Raw genomic sequence first — 18,019 nt, 5'->3', positions numbered from 1 at the left:
ATATTTTATAAATTGGGCTTCATAGATGTTCTAACTATCAGTTAGGTTGAGTGGCATTCAACTTGATAGGGATAGAGCGATGCAAGCACAACAGCCAAATACACCAGAAAAACTCTTACAGCGCCTAGATGCCATTGGGGAATCTTTGAAAGCTTCTGGTAGGGCACATGCCTTATTGGGGCTAGGTTCTGTTGGCATTGAAACGGAGCGATTGGATCAGTTCTCAGATGTGGATTTCTTCGCAATAGTGCAAACGGGGCACAAACAATACTTCTTAGACAGCTTGCATTGGTTGTCTGACATTCTTCCAATCGACTATGCCGTGAGAAATACTGTCGATGGCTACAAAGTCTTGTACGCTGATGGAATATTTTGTGAGTTTGCCGTGTTTGAACCACACGAATTAGCACATATTCCGTTTGCTGAAGGTCGAATTGTTTGGCAGGAAGCCGACTTTGATACTCAGTGTTGTGTTCCACCAGCAAAAGGGGCGGCTGAAACGAATTCTCAAGAGTGGATCATCGGCGAGGCGTTAACCAATCTTTATGTTGGCATGAGCCGATATAATCGTGGTGAGAAGCTTTCAGGCTCTCGCTTTGTTCAATCCTACGCGCTTGATCGTCTGATCGATCTTGTCGATCAAACTGAAGCGTCTGAGCCAGAATTCGTCGATGAATTTATGTCGGACAGAAGGCTAGAGGCGCGTTTCCCTCAATTTGCTAAGTTATTGCCAACGTTCACACAAGGCTATGACAGAACGCCTGAATCGGCACTCGCGCAATTGGCTTTTTTGAATACGCACTTTTCAGTCAATCAAGCCATGTTCGCTAGAATTACGACTCTGTGTAAATAACGTATTATTTGGCTGTAGTAAGACAATGTGTAAATAATGGTTGTGACTCACGGCCATTATTGATACGTTTTTAGGATGAAATTTACTTCCGCTTCAACTTCAATTTTCTTCTGGTGGTGCTCTAATTAGAGCAGCACAGAATACTTACATTCTTAAGCTGCTGGAAGGTAGCTAGAATGTAATCTCTTTTTATCTCCAGTAGCCTTTTTTACTTGGAGACACCTATGAAAACCACTCTAGATACCAACAAACCTGAAATTATCTTAACGGGTGACCGCGCGACAGGACCACTGCATCTTGGTCATTATGTCGGGTCATTACAGCAACGCGTGTCTCTTCAGAACCATCACGACCAAACAATACTGGTCGCTGACATGCAGGGCCTTACCGACAATGCTCATAACCCAGCAAAGGTTTCGTCCAACATTCTTAATGTCGTCGCTGACTATCTTGCGGTAGGTATAGATCCGACAAAGACAACCATTTGTCTCCAATCACAGCTGCCAGCATTGGCTGAGCTCACTATGTTCTACAGCAACCTTGTTTCTATTGCTCGCTTGGAACGCAATCCCACTGTTAAAAGCGAAATTCAGAATAAGGAATTTGGCCGCTCAATCCCTGCTGGCTTTCTGACTTACCCCATCTCACAAGCGGCTGATATCACGGCGTTTAACGCAACCTTGATTCCTGTTGGCGACGATCAATTGCCAATGCTAGAACAGACCAATGAGATTGTGAGAAAAGTAAACTCACTCGCGGGCAAGCCCATCTTAAATGAGTGTAAACCGCTGCTTAGCAATGCTTCAAGACTTCCGAGTACTGACGGAAAAAGTAAGATGTCTAAATCAATGGGCAACGCTATTAACCTTGGCGCGACAGAAAAAGAGATTCGTGCAGCAGTCAAATCCATGTATACCGACCCAAATCATCTAAGAATCGAAGACCCGGGCCAAGTAGAAGGGAACATCGTGTTTACTTATCTTGATGCTTTTCACACTGACGCTGACTATGTCAATGAACTAAAAGATCACTACCGCAGAGGCGGGTTAGGTGATGGTCAAACTAAGAAGGTGTTGGAAGAATGCCTACAGGATATGATTCGACCGATTAGAAAGCGCCGAACTGAACTGTTAGACGACAAGGCTCAGCTGATTGATATCTTACGCAAAGGCACGCAGGTATCGAGAGAAAGAACAGCAAATGTATTATTTGATGTAAAGGGCGTGTTTGGGCTGAATATACTCTGATTGCAAGGCTATTTATAGCACACAAATGCTGGTGCTTAACATTCAAATTATCAATGGTTTTGGTGTGGGTTATATGTAAATAAAGTCAATTACGTTGAATGGGAATAGTGATTAATTTATAACATCGCTTTTGTAACGGCACTTGTTACTCGCTTGCTGATTTTTTCATGCTTTTATGGCTGGGCGAGTGAATGAGGCCTTTTCTTCAAATGATGGAACTAAATGAAAACCAAATTATTACTCCCAATCTTACTTCTAGCCTCGGGCTGTTCTGATGTGGTCAGTGACGAGTACGCAACTTACCAATTGGCTCAACAAGATCGTTTGTTTGATAGAGGTTGGTTGCCCGACATCTTGCCTAGCTCAACGTTGCAGATTGAAGTGAATAACGACTTAGACATCAACACCTCTGAGGGGAGTTTTCGTATATCCGAGCCTCAGTTATCCGAGTTCATCGCTAAGCTGACGCAAACCCCGTCCAAGGATGAGTATCTGTTTACCGACAACGATAATACTTGGATGTTTAAGATAGCGGACGATAGCTTGGTCACTTACACGCTCAACAAAACTAAACACTAAGTCCGAAACACCGCCAACACACCCTCATCATTATTTTACTCGATACCATCTTTTGTGACTGCGGGAGTTGAATCTTGTGAGGGTGAGTTGGTGCTGCTAATTAACAATCGATATCGATACTGAATCTCGTAACGATTTGAAGCATGAAATTTGTGCATATCATCGAAAATTAGATACCCCTCCATATTTTAGGTCTATTTGTTGAGTTGTTGATAAGTATAAGAAATTATTGATTTTTGACTGCCATTCTCATTTTTAATTGTACTAGGAACTATGTTCTGAATCGATATCACATATGCAATTAGGTGTATTTATTTATATGGATTTTCTATCGTTAAGATACGCGCTCATCCAGTGGATGAATTTATAAAAACATAATTATAAAGGTGACGTATGCGTGGTGCACATTTACTAATGCTATTTCCGATAGCGTTTACTTCTCAAGCTGCCAATGTTGTCGACTACTCGCAAGTCGATTTATCTACAGTACTCAATCAAACAACACAGGGTTTTACCGCTGTAAGCCAACCACTTGCTTACCAAGATGCAAGTCGTGTGGATACTGGTACAACAACACTCCTACGTAAGAAACAACTCCACTATGGGATTCCGGTTTACGGTCAATCGGTAGTGGTTGATCTTTCCCAGAAGGGCATTGCTAAAGCAGTAGATGGACAAGTGTTAACGGATATCGAAGCTGATATCGGCTCAACATTGCCAATGATCAACGCTCAGCAAGCACTCGCTATTGCTAAATCACAATATCAAGGTGTAGCGGCAGCGACCATTCACAGTCCAAATACTGAACTTGGAATTTGGCTTGATGAACAGCAACAAGCCCGCCTTATTTATAAGATTGACTTCCTACAAACGAAAGGTATGGCGCCGTCACGACCGATTACACTCGTTGACGCGAAATCTGGCGAGTTGCTCGACCAGTGGGAAGGAATTGCATTCATTGAAGCAGAAGGGCCTGGAGGAAACCAGAAAAGTGGCCGTTATTACTTTGGATCGAATACGCAGTTTGGCGGATTCCAAGTCAACTCGTATTGCCAGATGGACAGCCAAGACGTAATAACGCTTAACATGAACAACCAGCAGAGTTCAGGTCAAGTACATCAATTTAGTTGTAACGATAATGGTGGGAGCAACGTTAATAATTATCGTGCCGTCAACGGTGCGTATGCGCCAATGAACGATGCACATTACTTTGGTCAACGTGTGTTCGACATGTACCAAGATTGGTTGAACACACGTCCTATTCAGCAAAAGCTTACTATGCGTGTTCACTATGGTTCGAACTATGGAAACGCATTTTGGGATGGTCGCCAAATGACGTTTGGTGATGGCAACCAATCCATGTATCCATTAGCGACGTGGGACGTGATTGCTCATGAGGTGAGTCACGGCTTTACTGAGCAAAACTCGGGTCTTGAATATCGTGGCATGTCGGGCGGAATGAACGAATCTTTCTCGGACGTGGCTGCAGCAGCGTTAAGTGAATATGTGCACGGTAGTTTCAATTGGAAGATGGGCGAACATGTAATGAAGCATAGCGATGCAATGCGTTATTTCATTAAACCGAGCCAAGATGGTATGTCTATCGGTCACGTCAACCAGTATTACAATGGCATTGATGTTCACCATAGTTCAGGGATCTTTAATAAAGCGTTCTACCACCTAGCAACAAGCAACAGTTGGGACATCAAAAGAGCCTTCAAGGCTTATGCAACGGCTAACCAACTTTACTGGACACCAAACTCAGATTTTCAACAAGGTGCCAACGGGGTGTGCAAAGCCGCTGAAAAGCTAGGTTATGAGACCTCTGCAGTGAAATCTGCGTTTAGCGAAGTGGGTATTGATGTACAAAACTGTGGTTCTGGTCAGCCAAACCCGAATCCTAATCCACCAACACCTGGCGTCGTGGATCTAGAGATAAACATGCCGACACCTATTCAGGCAGAAGGTGATGATCAGCAACAGTTTGTACTTAAGAACGTACCGGCCGATGAAGTTTGGGTTCAAACTTACAATGGATACGGTGATGTAGACATGTACGTTGCAGTCGGTCGACCAGCATCACTAAATGATTACGATTGCGCCTCTACCAATCAAGGTAATCGTGAATATTGTGGTCTAAATGGCGTGCAGGGTGCTGATATATATGTGATGGCTTCTGGCTCTAAAGGCTCGATGGATGCGTATGTTGCGGTTAGTGCTGACTTAGAATTACCACAGCCAGAGCCTCAACCAGAACCTGAGCCACAAGGCTTGTGCGATAACGTTCAAGAGTGGAACCCAAACTACTATTATCCAGCAGGTACGGCAGTTCAATACTATGGCAACAGATTCTCAGCGTCTGCGGATAACTGGGGAGCAGACCCGTTCAATAACTATTGGTATTGGGTATTTGAAGGTGCTTGTTACTAGTTAAAACGACTTAAAGTGATTTAAGTGAGCTAAAACCGATGAGAAGGGAGTGCAGTTTGTGCTCCCTTTATTCGTTCAAAGTGAGAGGTGAAGATGTATGCTGACCTTGTGTCAGCACGTCCAACATTAGAATATGTGCCTTAGGCTTATTCAGCATGCAATATCTAGTAACGACGAAACAAGGATGAATAAATTGGAAATCAGTCATTTAGATCACTTGGTGTTAACCGTTAAAGACTTAACCGTGACGGTGGATTTTTATCAGCGCGTGTTAGGCATGAACCCCATCCAATTTGGAGAAGGTCGCTTAGCTTTATCATTTGGTAGCCAAAAGATAAACCTTCATCAACGAGGTAATGAGTTCGAACCAAAAGCGCAGCACGTGCAAGCGGGTAGTGCTGATCTTTGTTTTATTACCAACACACCAATGGCAAAGGCGATAGAACATATTGAAGCTCAAGGAGTCACTATAGAAGAAGGGCCAGTACAACGAACAGGTGCGACGGGGAAAATTGTCTCCGTTTATGTTCGAGACCCTGATGGCAATCTGATTGAGATTTCGAATTACTAGGTTTCAGAGTCAAACTCCATTTTTTGGTTTGTTTACGAGCAGATAACTTCGCACTCAAAGCCGCTTGAGCTAGATGTTGCAAGGCAAATAAATTACAATTGAACAATGTTTTATTAATTCGAGCCTTATCGTCATGGTGCGCAACCTAGTCACATTCATCGTTAGTCTGTTTTTCTTAACCGCTTGCTCCACAACGAGTAATGAACAAATCGATGAAAAGACATTGAGCAACGAAGACACTCAATCTAACACTATCGAAGAAGAGACGAATCTAAACGTCATTGCTGAGTCTACTGATGAGACAAATGCTGATTTAGTTAAAGAATCCAATATAAACGGCAAGACACAAACTGAACCAGTTGAATCTTCTCAAGCTAATGCTATTCAAGGAAGTGCACCTCAAACTCACGCTTCTGAAGTAAATGTTTCTAAAGTAGCAGCTAAACAAGTGACTGAAGATAAAGTCGAGACCGACAATGAGAAAGGGCTTGGAAGTTACCTATTACTTAACAATGAGCCGACTAAGAAAGTCATTAAATCGTTAGAGGGTGTGACAGACACATTGAACATCTTGACCTTTGGAATATTTGCCACAGGTCATGGTTGAGTGAAGAGCTCAGAACGAAGAACATCGAACCAGTCAATAAGGCGAGCCAAACGGTTCGCCTTTTTTATATCAGAAGCTTACTGTTAGCTCTGGTCGTAGCTCTGGTCGTAGCTCTGGTTATAGCGTGTCGTTCGCTTGTCTGTCGGCTTGAGTCAAGAGACAGTCAGCAAAGTAGGTATTTGTTTTTTCTGGAATGGACACGCCGTATTTACCGTAGTTGACTTGTTATATGCATCAAGGGTTTTAATACTCTCCCCAAAGTAAGCCGTGAAATCTAATCTTACAAAGACAATGTCTGATATTCACTTGTGAGCATAGTAGTATGTTTGCGGTTAAGTCCGTTATTTAGGTTTTGTTATCAATATTCTAGGGAAGAGATATGAAGAATAAGAGTGCATTTTTAAGCGTCGCGATGGTTATGTTAGCTGCTCAAGCGAACGCATCTGAGGGGAGCCATGAGTCTGTAGCAGACAGTTTTATCGCTGAGCAAAGAGCGAATCTATCTGAAAATACTCAAGGAAAAGGTTTTGGCCCACAAGCTCCTCGTGACTTGGGTTCACTTGAGGGTACTAATGCTCGCCTGTTTTCGGATGCGCCAGATTCAACTGCCATGAACTTATGTAATATTCACTTCCATAAGAACGCAGAGCATAAAGGTGGCGAGTTTACTCAATACGCTGGCAACGGTGACGGGAAAGGTTTCCAGAGTGGCTTTAAATACACAGGCAAGCTAAGTTCTGCTGAGCTGAAACCATTTGAGGGCAAGGTTTGTCCGAGCGATCATGGTTCTTTGCATTCGGGCGACACCATCGAGGTGCATTACGTGTATTCAACCGCACAAGTCGAACCGGGTGAAACACTTGGTGCTTGCTTCAACGATGCGATTACCAATCCGCAATTGCGTGTAGAAACCCAAGTTTACGTATTGGTGAATGACGACAAAGCACTCGATTTTGAAGCACTGGCTAAGCACTCTAAAGTCAACGGTTTGCACCAAGCACCAAATATCCCACAAGATACTGGCTCAGCGATTCAATACGCAGGTTCTACAACGGGCCCAGGTTACAACGAGCAAGGTTCGCCATTCCAAGTGACTTGGAGCGTGCGTCCACAAGTGGCGAAAGTGAATATCGCGACGGTTGGTAACTGGTGTGAAGGAAACGATTTTAACGAAGACCATGCACACGGTGTGAGAAATATAGTCGTAAACCCTGAACTGTTGTCACCAATAGCGAACTAATCTTGTTACGTTGATTTGTAGTCAATATTTTGCAACGGCGAGCCACTAGGTTCGCCTTTTTTATGTCTTAACGAAAAACACGTTGGGTTTAGCTTTTAGCTTTGCGGGTCATGCTTAGCGGGGAAATTACGTGTGACACTTGTTCAAAACATGAATCGTTTGAATCGCTCCTGTTAAAAAGCGTTCTTTACTCGAATCAAGGCTCCATGATACGTTCGAAACTAATAATGTTGAATGATATTTGAGGGTAGGCGGATGTCACTAGAAGGGGCTGTTACATTCTTTATTGCCATGTTTATATTTGGTATTACTCCGGGGCCTGGCGTATTCGCCATTTTGGCTCGCGGTATGGTTCACGGATGGCGTAAATGCATCACTCTTTCGTTAGGAATGATATGCAGTGACCTTATTTATCTTGTTTTAGCCTGTTTTGGTCTAGCGACGATTGCTGATAATTGGTCTTTTGCGTTTGAGGTGATTCGCTACGTTGGTGCAGCTTATTTGATTTACTTGGGCTACAAGATGTTTAAGAGTCTGCCTGAAGTGCAAGGTTCAGCGGAGCTCGCTGCCAAACAAAGTCAGAAATCGGCACTTGCGAGTTTCGCACAAGGCTTTTTGATCTCTGCATCAAACCCTAAAGTGATTCTTTTTTATATTTCGTTCTTACCGACTTTCGTTGATCTGACGGTTTTACGTTCACAAGATATCGTCTTGGTGTCCGTTTTAGCGTCTGTTGCGCTGATGTCCAGTTTAATGTTGATTGCTTTGGGCGCGGGCAGAATGTCTGCGTTACTTAAAACGCCACGCGCACATAAAAGATTAAACCAAAGTGCTGGTGGGATAATGATTGCGGCTGGGTCTTATCTCGCGATAAACAGATAAACACGACTTAATTTAACTAAAAAAGCGAACCCAAAGGTTCGCTTTTTTGTTATCGCATCAACTAGAGGCGAGAATATTAAGTACTCACAAGTGAACGATTTACATCAAGCCCCCCAACATTTCACAAGGTACTGGTTCTGCGGGTCAATACGCGAAACCTACTCTTTATTTTCTATCCTCTATTTTCTATTCTCTATTCCGTATTTTCTACTCGCTATTCACCTACACCTCTTAAGCAGGGATGTTATTTGTTAATCAGATTTCCAAGTGCTCGTTTCGCGTTGAATGCACTCACATGTTAAATAAGTGTGATTAACATATGTTTTTCGTATGATTTAGCTAAAGTTATCGGGATTTTTACAGATAAAGGGCTAGTGGGGAGCTCTAACACGAGATAAAACGTGCGAGCTTTGGTTTCGCTTTTTGAAACCTTTAGAGAACTTTTAACAAACTTGCGTCGAGACAACCTAAATGAAGAAAACAATCCTATTTGCCGTTTTTATTATGTTTGGCATTGCAGTCGCTGCGAGTATGGCGTCAACCTATTTCATTTCAAGCGAAAAAATTGATGAGATAATATTAAACAAATCTCAAGTTCAAGCCGAATTTTTGGCTGGAAACGCTGGGTATATCTTAGAGAATTCGGATAATCCAGTTCAGGACTTACAAAAGTTGGTGGGGGAGCTGAAACAGCGATCTGATGTTACTTATGCCATTGTTATTGATAGTAACGTAAGCGCTGTTGCACACAGCGACAAAAATAAACTGAATAAAGTTTATGAAGATAGCTATACCGTTAAAGGCGCAACCCAAGGCGTCCAACAGTATTCAAAATGGTACGCGGATGTTCAACAAGTGTGGGTGTTTGACATTATGGCACCTATCTATGTCAACGGTCAGCTGTACGGTACCTTTGATATCGGTATTCCGATCACGGAAGTGAGCCAAGCAACGAATGGTATTATTAGCTATCAGCTCGCTTCAATGGTTTTCATTTTTGTTGTCTGCCTCATTGTTTTATCGCTTCTTCTTAGCAAACTGATGCAACCTCTCTTGGTGTTGAAAAACACATTACACGATATTTCTGAAGGTGATGGTGACCTATCAGTACGTCTGCCGATCAAAGGGAATGACGAAGTCGCTCAAATCTCATCGGCTTTCAATGTGTTCGTTGGCAAGGTACACGAGATAATTACACAAACAGTGAATACGGGTGTTGAATTAAACAGCACCGCGATTGGTCTTCGTGAACAGTCACAACAAGCGTTGCAAAGAGGGCAAGAGCAGAATCAACAAACTATGTTGGTCGTGACGTCTATGAATGAAATGATTTCTACAGTTAATGAAATTGCGTCTAGCGCGGCAGGTGCAGCAAGTGCGGCAAACATGGCCGCGAGTGAAACTCAAGAAGGTCACAAGACAATCGAGAAGACCACAACTTCGATTGCCAACCTTGAAGCCGAGATGAATAGTGCTTCTAACATCATCGTGAGCCTTGCTGATAATACTCAGTCGATTGGCACTATTCTTGACGTTATTCGAGGTATCTCAGAGCAAACAAACTTGCTTGCACTTAACGCTGCAATTGAAGCAGCGCGTGCTGGTGAAGCAGGCCGAGGCTTTGCTGTCGTTGCTGATGAAGTTCGTAATCTTGCGACAAAAACAGCACAGTCGACCGATGAAATTGACACCATGATTAATCAACTTCAAACCGAAGCTAAGAACGCAGTCAGCTCGATGAGTAACAGTAAAAGCTTAATTGAAGAGGGTACGTCCGAAACGGAAATGGCTCGCCAAGCTTTGGAAAAAATTTCTACACAAGTATTGGCTATTCTTGATATTAACACTCAAGTCGCGACGGCAACTGAGCAGCAATCAGCGGTTGCGAATGAGATAAACATGAACATGGATACGGTTAATAGTTCAGTCAAAAATGGCTTGAACGCAAGTGAGAAGTTAGAGCAATCAAGTCAGAAATTGGCTGAGTTATCACAAGTTCTCGACCGTTATGTTGGTTCATTTAAAATCTAGATTTCCCAACACGCATCTTTAAGAGATGTGTGAATATCCAGTTGTTTAATAGCGCTTATGTCATACATAAGCGCTATTTTTTTGCGACATGCCGACGTAGACACACCAATAGCGAACAACAGAAATGAATAATGTCACCGCATCGCTACATCGTGACAATTTAGTTTATTCAAAACAATGTGAATAAATAAGACAGTAACAATGAGCTACTTACCTTTACCTCACATGCGCAAGTTCAAAAAATCGACTAAACAGCAGCTTTGACGCGACACATAAGGTGTTACGCATCTCATCGCGATGTATAGTTATTGATAGTTTATTCAGTAATTGTATCTATAGCTGTCATTTGATGTGGGTGTTATGAAGAAAAACGGTTTTACGTTAATGGAGTTGATCGTCGTTATCACCATACTCGGGATTCTTGCTGTTACGGCAGCTCCGAGGTTTCTTAATATCCAAGAGTCAGCGAGAGAAGCGGTACTTGAGGGCGTCGCTGGTGCGATGGAAGGGGTCATTACTCAGGTAACCTCTAAGGCCATTATCGCAGGGCTTGATCCTGACGCAACAAACCCAGGTGATCAGAGTAACTATGTGATTGACTTTGGTATCGGTAGTGTTGAAGTTGACTGGGGAACGCTATGCCCTGAAAGTCAAGGAGAGTCTGGTGATAAACCATTAAAAATGCTCGATTTTCTTACCTTGTCAGACGATGACAGCTTAACGTCTGACTTTGCTAATAGATATACAGTGATTGGTTATGAATACCCGTTTACCACTGGAGATCTTGGCGGCGCGATAATAGACGATCTTCCATCCGGTTGTTACGTTCTCTATGATTCTTTTGGTGGTAGAACAAGTGGAGATACATGCCCAGTTAATGGTTGTGTATGTACAGTTCAAGTAGTTAACGATGAGTGTTAAACCAAACACATTAACTGATTTATAGAAATTCAATAAAAAGCGCGTTATTACCGGTTGGTAGTAACGCGCTTTTTTGTATTAGTTTATTGGTCTGTCTTAGTTTGCTATTGCAGCATCTGCTGGTGGCAAGTCACGCTTCTTAATCACGTATCGTAAGCGAATTAACATCAACGTCGCTGAAACGCTCAAGCCCGTTAGAATACCAATCCAAAAGCCTTCTTCACCCATTGCAGGAACAATGTGGTCTGTTAAGCCTAACACCATACCCAGTGGTAGTGCCAAGCCCCAGTATGAAGCGATAGCTAAGATCATCGGGATCTTAGTGTCTTTATAGCCACGCAATGCGCCGTTAGTAGACGTTTGCAATGCATCGCTGAATTGATACATAGCTGTAAAGGTCAACAATACCGCTGCCGTTGCGCTTATCGCAGGGTCGGTGGTGTAAAGCCTAATGATCCACTCAGGGAACAGAAGGAACATCGCAACCGAAAGCAACGATATCAACGCCGCAACCAAGATACCGACTTTGCTGCGTTCAATTGCGCCTAGTTCGTCTTTCTCACCTAATGCATGTCCAACACGAATCGTAATGCCAAACGAAATACTCATAGGAATCACGTAAGTCAGGCTCGAGATGTTAAGTGCAATTTGCGCTGCTGCCACGTTCTCTGCACCAATACGGCCGATCATAAGAGCGATAACCGCAAAGATACTGCCACACACCGCGATATTCATCCCGATAGGTAAACCTAATCTTAGAAGGTGAAGCATCTCTTTTGCTTTTGGTTTTGCATCTGCAAAGCTGATAATGGTTTTGTAGTGATGATGGCCTTTAATGTAGGAATACAGCATTCCCGACATTAACCAGTACACCAAGCTTGTCGCCCAGCCACAACCTACAGCGCCCATTTCAGGGAAGCCGAACTTACCGTAGATAAGCACGTAGTTGACCGGAATATTTACCAACAGACCAACAACGGAAATGATCATTGGAACTTTGGTGTTGTTCATCCCTTCACAGAAGCCGTTCAAAGTGTAGAACAGGGCAATACCTGGCACACCAAAGGCTAGGGCAAACGCATAGTCACTGCCGATAGGGATGATCTCAGCGGCTACCCCAATCCATTCTAAGATCGGTTTAGCACTCACCAAGTAAGCGATAAGTAGCACACTCGCGATTAATGCCAACCAAACCATCTGGAAGAATTCAACAGAGATACTCTGGAAGTCACGTGCACCGCGATGGTAAGCAACAACGGGCGTTAACGCCATAATCACGCCACGCAGTAGCAGTAACACTGGGATCCAAAGGCTAGTGCCAAGTGCAATAGCAGCAAGATCGGCAGGGCTTACTTGTCCAGCCATTGTCGTATCGACAAATCCCATCGCTTGGGTAGCTATTTGAGTCAAAATGATTGGAATCGAAAGATGCATAAGCGCACCCGATTCACGAGTAAAAGGACGAAATTTCGTTAGCATGGAAGTTCACAACACCAATATAAATACACGAATGATGGCAGGATGGCCGGTGTGCATTTTAGGATGTGCCCCGTTGGGCGGGCGATAATATAAACACCTTACTGTATAGGGTCAAGCTTTGGGTGAAGTTAGTCGGATTGTTCAAATATAGAATTAAATTCTATGAATGCTACACAAAGTTCAATCATATTAATCAATGATTGATAACGCTCTGAACTGGACTAAACGCTTATTTTTAAAATGAATATTTATAAATTTGATATCATTCTATGTTATGTAATTACAAGTGAGTGTACAATCAGTAGCATAAGATTTTCAGAAGAAGTCTTTACCTTCAAGCACAGAGATTCTGTGGCTGTTCATTACAATTAGATTAAGGGTAAAAATGAAAAACAAAAAGGCGCTTGTCGGCACTCTGTTAAGTGTTCTAGTTTCTGGCAATGCTGTGGCTGGTGTTTATACCGATGAACTTACGAAATGTTTGGTGAGCTCAACAACTAAAGAAGACAGGGTTGAGCTTGTAAAGTGGATGTTTTTAGCTGTGTCTGCTCATCCTGCTGTAGACAAAGTTTCTGCAGCTACTCCCAGTCAAATGGATGAGTCAAACAAAAATGTCGCTAAGTTATCTATGCGCCTGACAACTGAAGCTTGCTTGGAGCAAACGAAAGATGCAATCGCTTATGAAGGAGATGTTGCGTTGGAAAAAAGTTTTCAAATCTTGGGTGAAGTGGCAGGTAAAGAGATGTTCTCACATCCTGAAGTAATAAAAAGCATGGCGGGACTAGATAAGCATTTAGATAGCCAAAGAGTAATGGCTCTTTTGAAGTTGTAATAACTTAAAGAGGATATCACCAATAAAAGTATTCTAAATGAGGTGTGGGTAATTATTATAAGCCCTCCTATGCGCGCCCGGAGAAGAGTTAATTTATCACCCGGGCAATAAACAGTTAGAAGCTATAATCTGCAAGCTTTTTGTAAGTGAAACATTTATCTATTTACTGCCACAAAGCCAGCAGAAACACGAAAAGACCAATCCCAAGCGTGACTTTTAAAAGTAAGCCAAGAGGGGCTCCACCTTTTGGCGCTTTGTTACAACATCCCATAATTGATTCCTAATTCAGTGTTGGTTTAGTTCAACCTTAAACCTTTCCCTTACGGTAAGGTCAATGAATTTATAAAACTTCACCAAATTAACCTTTATTATCTTGTTGGATTCGTTAAGATAAATTCAAATTCTGCGATTAGACGTGAGAGGGTAAGTTGCTGATAGAAAAGCGGTTAGAGATTGATGGTGACCAGCTTTATTGCTTGTCGACCAACATCAAAGAATCTCAGGAAACACTGGTGTTAATTCATGGGTTGGGTGAGTCACATGTATGTTTTGCCGACGCGTTAGATTGGCTCCCTAATTACAACTTAGTCATGTTCGACCTTTGTGGTTATGGCTATTCTCCTGCTTCGAATATATCCCACTCAACAGAAACTCAAGCAAATCGAATATTGAAAGCACTCGACCTATTGAGCATCCATGATTGCTTTCTACTTGGGCACTCTTGGGGAGGCGATACATCGACGTTGGTCTGTGAATACGATACGAAAGGTATCGTGCGTGGTTTCATTAATGCTGAAGGCGGGCTGCATGAAGAAAGCATCATCCTATCCCAGATTATTGCAGACACATACTCTGAACTAAGCACTGACAAATTTGCGAACTGGGTGAAAGGAGAAGGTTTCGCAAAACGTTTTGCCATGGTTTGGGGGCACGGAGCGGGTGTTAAGTATCTTTCGTCAGTTAGACGATGTGAGCCAGAGGTTCTTGGGCAAACCGCCAGTGAAATCTACGGGCAACATGCGACTCAAGATATCCGTGGCGTGGTTGGCTGGGGACAAATCTTCGAAAACTTATCCATACCTAAAGTATATTTTTGGGGTACTGACAGCCTAGAGGGTTGTGAACGTGCGAAAGTGTTTATTAGTACGTTAGACAATGTTTCATTTGAGGGCGCAAACCACTGGGTGCAAAACGATCCGGCCAAGTTCTATACGGAAGTAGATAAGTTTATTACTGGCGTTACAAATAGCACCAAAACTTAGATATTCAACAACGATAATAGAAAGTTGATATGTGGATTGTTGGTTAGCTGGCGCGATCTTTACCTCTCAGCTTGAAATGATTGATTCTCCAAAAACAAAAAAGCGAACCAAGTGGTTCGCTTTTGTTTAGCCAAAATCTACAAAATTAGTCTTCGTAGTTGTCGATGCTTGGGCAAGAACAGATTAGGTTACGGTCGCCGTATACGTTGTCTACACGGTTAACAGTAGGCCAGTACTTCGAGTTCTTGGTTGCTTTCGATGGGAAGCAAGCCAGTTCGCGAGAGTAAGGACGATTCCATTCTGCGCCTGAAAGGTCAACTTGTGTGTGTGGTGCGTTCACTAGAGGGTTGTTGTCTAGTGGCCATTCACCGGCTTTCACTGCTGCCATTTCGTGACGGATTGCGATCATCGCTTCACAGAAACGGTCTAGCTCTTCTAAATCTTCTGATTCGGTTGGCTCTACCATTAGTGTGCCAGCTACTGGGAAAGACATAGTAGGCGCGTGGAAACCGAAGTCCATTAGACGCTTAGCAATATCTTCTTCGCTGATGCCTGTGTCTTCTTTCAGTGGACGAATATCGATAATACATTCGTGCGCTACGCGGCCGTTAGTACCACGGTAAAGAACAGGGTAGTGAGGACGTAGTTTCTCCATCACGTAGTTCGCGTTCAGAATTGCTACTTTCGTTGCGTCTGTTAGGCCAGGTTCGCCCATCATTGCGATGTAAGCCCAAGAGATAGGTAAGATTGAAGCACTACCTAGATCTGCAGCTGATACCGCGTAGTCAGAACCTTGTACACCGTTTTCGATGTGACCTGGTAGGAAAGGTGCTAGGTGCGATTTAACACCGATAGGACCCATACCCGGACCGCCACCACCGTGTGGAATACAGAATGTTTTGTGTAGGTTCAAGTGAGATACGTCTGAACCGATGAAGCCAGGTGAAGTTAAGCCTACTTGAGCGTTCATGTTCGCGCCGTCTAGGTAAACCTGACCGCCCGCTGCGTGTACTTGTTCACACACTTCTTTCACTTGCTCTTCGTATACGCCGTGCGTAGAAGGGTAAGTGATCATGATGCTTGATAGGTTTTCTTTGTGCTTCTCGATTTTCGCTGCTAAGTCTGTCATGTCGATGTTGCCATCTTCATCACACTTAACAACCACTACCTTCATTGACACCATTGATGCTGTTGCAGGGTTAGTACCGTGCGCAGAGCTTGGAATCAAACAAACGTTACGGTGACCTTCACCTCGGCTTGCGTGGTAACGTTGAATCGCAATTAGACCTGCGTATTCACCAGATGCACCAGAATTAGGCTGTAGTGAGAAATCGTCGTAACCGGTGATTTCACATAGCTTCTCTTTAAGATCTTTCGCTAGCGCAGTGTAACCCGCTGCTTGATCAAGAGGTGCGAATGGGTGAATTGAACCAAACTCAGGCCATGTTACTGGAATCATCTCAGCAGCAGCGTTCAGCTTCATCGTACAGCTACCCAGTGGGATCATGCCGTGCGTTAGTGAGAAGTCTTTATTCTCAAGCTGTTTCAGGTAACGCATCATTTGCGTTTCGCTGTGGTGCGTATTGAATACTGGGTGAGTTAGGAACTCTGATTCACGACGGCAGTTTTCTGGAATTGCTGCAAACTCGTTTGATGCAATGTCAGAAGAGAGTGCTTGAACGTCTTCTTTCACGTCGAAGATTGCAAACAGTGAGTTCACGTCGTCGATCGTTGTTGTTTCATCTAAGCTGATACCGATCTTACCCTTAAGAAGGCGAAGGTTGATGTCTGCTGCTTGCGCTTTCGCGTACAGTGCATCTGTCTTCTCTTCAGAGTTGATCGTGATGGTATCGAAGAAGCTGTTATTCGTTAGCTCGTAACCCGATTTAGTCAGGCCAGCTGCTAGGATAGCTGTCATGTGGTGTGTACGACGAGCAATAGTACGTAGGCCTTCTGCACCGTGGTAAACCGCGTAGAAAGACGCCATGTTTGCTAGAAGTGCTTGAGCTGTACAGATGTTCGATGTCGCTTTCTCGCGGCGGATGTGTTGCTCACGAGTTTGCATTGCCATACGTAGCGCTTGGTTACCGTGAGTATCGATAGATACACCGATGACACGACCTGGCATTGTACGCTTATGCTTTTCACGAGTACCCATGAATGCAGCGTGTGGACCGCCGTAACCCATAGGAACGCCGAAACGTTGCGCTGAACCGATAACTACGTCTGCGCCCATTTCGCCAGCAGGCTTAAGTAGAGCAGAAGCAAGTAGGTCAGTAGCCACTGTAACCAGTGTTTTGTTAGCTTGAGCTTTCGCAATGATGTCTGTTAGGTCACGAACTTCACCCGTTGTACTCGGGTATTGAAGAAGCGCACCAAATACGTCTTGCTCTGGAAGTGTTTCAAGAGCACCAACCATGACTTCAAAACCGATGTACTCAGCACGAGTTTTAACAACTTCTAGTGTTTGAGGGTGTACATCATCAGCAACGAAGAATACTTTGCTCTTGCTTTTGCCAGCACGCTTACACAGTGTCATTGCTTCGCCAGCCGCTGTCGCTTCATCAAGAAGGGACGCGTTCGCGATTTCCATACCGGTAAGGTCCATTACCATTTGTTGGTAATTGAGTAGAGCTTCAAGACGACCTTGAGAAATCTCTGGTTGGTATGGTGTGTAAGCTGTGTACCAGCCTGGGTTCTCTAAAACGTTACGTAGAATAACGTTTGGAGTGAATGTGTTGTAGTAGCCTTGGCCAATGAAAGTACGTTTCACTTGATTTAGGTTAGCGATCTCTTTAAGAGAGGTCAGCATGTCCATTTCGCTCAGTGGCGCAGCAAGTGTCATTGGTTTTTCAAGACGGATTTGTGCAGGAACCGTTTCGTCGATCAGTGCGTCTAAGCTAGTCGCGTTGATCGCTTCAAGCATTTTCTGCTGGTCTGCTTTATTTGGGCCGTTATGACGAGCAACAAACTCGTTTTGAGTACCCAAGTCTTTTAGTAATTGGCTTTGAAGTAATTCAGTCATGATATGTTCTACTTTCTCTTTGGAGCCGTGAGCTAGCCCCTAAAATTAAGCTGCTCCAAA

The 18,019-nt window shown here is 43.5% G+C and carries 14 protein-coding genes; 12 read left to right on the top strand and 2 right to left on the bottom strand.

Going from position 1 to position 18,019, the window contains the following annotated elements; all coding sequences use genetic code 11:
* The first annotated feature begins 79 nt into the window (after window positions 1–79).
* The 10 genes from OW495_RS15305 to OW495_RS15260 all read left to right on the top strand — a co-directional run bounded on the left by OW495_RS15305 (window position 80) and on the right by OW495_RS15260 (window position 11,361).
* Window positions 80–853, top strand: coding sequence for a hypothetical protein (locus OW495_RS15305; protein ID WP_289887289.1), 774 nt, complete (start codon window positions 80–82; stop codon window positions 851–853).
* Between the two features lie 224 nt (window positions 854–1,077).
* Window positions 1,078–2,100 carry a tryptophan--tRNA ligase gene (gene trpS, locus OW495_RS15300; RefSeq protein WP_099166706.1) on the top strand — a complete coding sequence of 341 codons (1,023 nt, stop codon included), beginning with the start codon at window positions 1,078–1,080 and terminating at the stop codon, window positions 2,098–2,100.
* 222 nt (window positions 2,101–2,322) lie between these two features.
* Window positions 2,323–2,679 carry a hypothetical protein gene (locus tag OW495_RS15295; protein ID WP_102513345.1) on the top strand — a complete coding sequence of 119 codons (357 nt, stop codon included), beginning with the start codon at window positions 2,323–2,325 and terminating at the stop codon, window positions 2,677–2,679.
* Between the two features lie 393 nt (window positions 2,680–3,072).
* Entirely contained in the window at window positions 3,073–5,109 is a 2,037-nt protein-coding gene (locus tag OW495_RS15290) for a M4 family metallopeptidase (protein WP_289887287.1), read from the top strand.
* 193 nt (window positions 5,110–5,302) lie between these two features.
* Window positions 5,303–5,680 carry a VOC family protein gene (locus OW495_RS15285; RefSeq protein WP_102352203.1) on the top strand — a complete coding sequence of 126 codons (378 nt, stop codon included), beginning with the start codon at window positions 5,303–5,305 and terminating at the stop codon, window positions 5,678–5,680.
* Window positions 5,681–5,813: 133 nt separating this feature from the next.
* A complete protein-coding gene (locus tag OW495_RS15280) occupies window positions 5,814–6,287 on the top strand; it encodes a hypothetical protein (protein ID WP_289887286.1) in 474 nt (157 codons plus the stop codon).
* A 379-nt stretch (window positions 6,288–6,666) separates the two neighbouring features.
* Complete coding sequence (locus OW495_RS15275; protein WP_102513342.1) at window positions 6,667–7,527, top strand: delta-class carbonic anhydrase; 861 nt, start codon at window positions 6,667–6,669, stop codon at window positions 7,525–7,527.
* 255 nt (window positions 7,528–7,782) lie between these two features.
* Window positions 7,783–8,409 (top strand): LysE family translocator, encoded by a 627-nt coding sequence (locus OW495_RS15270; protein ID WP_102513341.1) that lies wholly within the window; start codon window positions 7,783–7,785, stop codon window positions 8,407–8,409.
* 504 nt (window positions 8,410–8,913) lie between these two features.
* Window positions 8,914–10,440 carry a methyl-accepting chemotaxis protein gene (locus OW495_RS15265; protein ID WP_170960670.1) on the top strand — a complete coding sequence of 509 codons (1,527 nt, stop codon included), beginning with the start codon at window positions 8,914–8,916 and terminating at the stop codon, window positions 10,438–10,440.
* 360 nt (window positions 10,441–10,800) lie between these two features.
* Complete coding sequence (locus tag OW495_RS15260; RefSeq protein WP_102513340.1) at window positions 10,801–11,361, top strand: type II secretion system protein; 561 nt, start codon at window positions 10,801–10,803, stop codon at window positions 11,359–11,361.
* 96 nt (window positions 11,362–11,457) lie between these two features.
* On the opposite strand, the gene OW495_RS15255 is transcribed toward OW495_RS15260, so the two are convergent.
* A complete protein-coding gene (locus OW495_RS15255; RefSeq protein WP_102513339.1) occupies window positions 11,458–12,840 on the bottom strand; it encodes an MATE family efflux transporter in 1,383 nt (460 codons plus the stop codon).
* 385 nt (window positions 12,841–13,225) lie between these two features.
* On the opposite strand from OW495_RS15255, the gene OW495_RS15250 reads away from it, so the two are divergent.
* Window positions 13,226–13,672: a hypothetical protein gene (locus OW495_RS15250; protein ID WP_076670255.1), complete on the top strand. Its 447-nt coding sequence runs from the start codon at window positions 13,226–13,228 to the stop codon at window positions 13,670–13,672.
* Window positions 13,673–14,100: 428 nt separating this feature from the next.
* Window positions 14,101–14,934, top strand: coding sequence for an alpha/beta fold hydrolase (locus OW495_RS15245; RefSeq protein WP_102514559.1), 834 nt, complete (start codon window positions 14,101–14,103; stop codon window positions 14,932–14,934).
* 145 nt (window positions 14,935–15,079) lie between these two features.
* Here OW495_RS15245 and gcvP read toward each other — a convergent pair whose 3' ends face one another.
* Window positions 15,080–17,959 carry an aminomethyl-transferring glycine dehydrogenase gene (gene gcvP / locus OW495_RS15240; protein WP_289887278.1) on the bottom strand — a complete coding sequence of 960 codons (2,880 nt, stop codon included), beginning with the start codon at window positions 17,957–17,959 and terminating at the stop codon, window positions 15,080–15,082.
* Window positions 17,960–18,019: the final 60 nt, after the last annotated feature.

It is taken from the genome of Vibrio sp. 14N.309.X.WAT.E.F5, assembly GCF_030397615.1.
In the GTDB taxonomy this organism is placed as follows: domain Bacteria; phylum Pseudomonadota; class Gammaproteobacteria; order Enterobacterales; family Vibrionaceae; genus Vibrio; species Vibrio lentus.
Note: the sequence above shows the minus strand (reverse complement) of the source record. Positions and strands in the feature narration are given on the sequence as shown.

What these genes read in the sequence shown, in the direction of transcription:
- OW495_RS15270 (WP_102513341.1), top strand. Translation starts at nt 7,783, where the DNA reads ATGTCACTAGAAGGGGCTGTTACATTCTTTATTGCCATGTTTATATTT.
- OW495_RS15265 (WP_170960670.1), top strand. Translation starts at nt 8,914, where the DNA reads ATGTTTGGCATTGCAGTCGCTGCGAGTATGGCGTCAACCTATTTCATT.
- OW495_RS15275 (WP_102513342.1), top strand. Translation starts at nt 6,667, where the DNA reads ATGAAGAATAAGAGTGCATTTTTAAGCGTCGCGATGGTTATGTTAGCT.
- OW495_RS15280 (WP_289887286.1), top strand. Translation starts at nt 5,814, where the DNA reads ATGGTGCGCAACCTAGTCACATTCATCGTTAGTCTGTTTTTCTTAACC.
- OW495_RS15295 (WP_102513345.1), top strand. Translation starts at nt 2,323, where the DNA reads ATGAAAACCAAATTATTACTCCCAATCTTACTTCTAGCCTCGGGCTGT.
- OW495_RS15255 (WP_102513339.1), bottom strand. Translation starts at nt 12,840, where the DNA reads ATGCTAACGAAATTTCGTCCTTTTACTCGTGAATCGGGTGCGCTTATG.
- OW495_RS15290 (WP_289887287.1), top strand. Translation starts at nt 3,073, where the DNA reads ATGCGTGGTGCACATTTACTAATGCTATTTCCGATAGCGTTTACTTCT.
- trpS (WP_099166706.1), top strand. Translation starts at nt 1,078, where the DNA reads ATGAAAACCACTCTAGATACCAACAAACCTGAAATTATCTTAACGGGT.
- gcvP (WP_289887278.1), bottom strand. Translation starts at nt 17,959, where the DNA reads ATGACTGAATTACTTCAAAGCCAATTACTAAAAGACTTGGGTACTCAA.
- OW495_RS15305 (WP_289887289.1), top strand. Translation starts at nt 80, where the DNA reads ATGCAAGCACAACAGCCAAATACACCAGAAAAACTCTTACAGCGCCTA.
- OW495_RS15250 (WP_076670255.1), top strand. Translation starts at nt 13,226, where the DNA reads ATGAAAAACAAAAAGGCGCTTGTCGGCACTCTGTTAAGTGTTCTAGTT.
- OW495_RS15260 (WP_102513340.1), top strand. Translation starts at nt 10,801, where the DNA reads ATGAAGAAAAACGGTTTTACGTTAATGGAGTTGATCGTCGTTATCACC.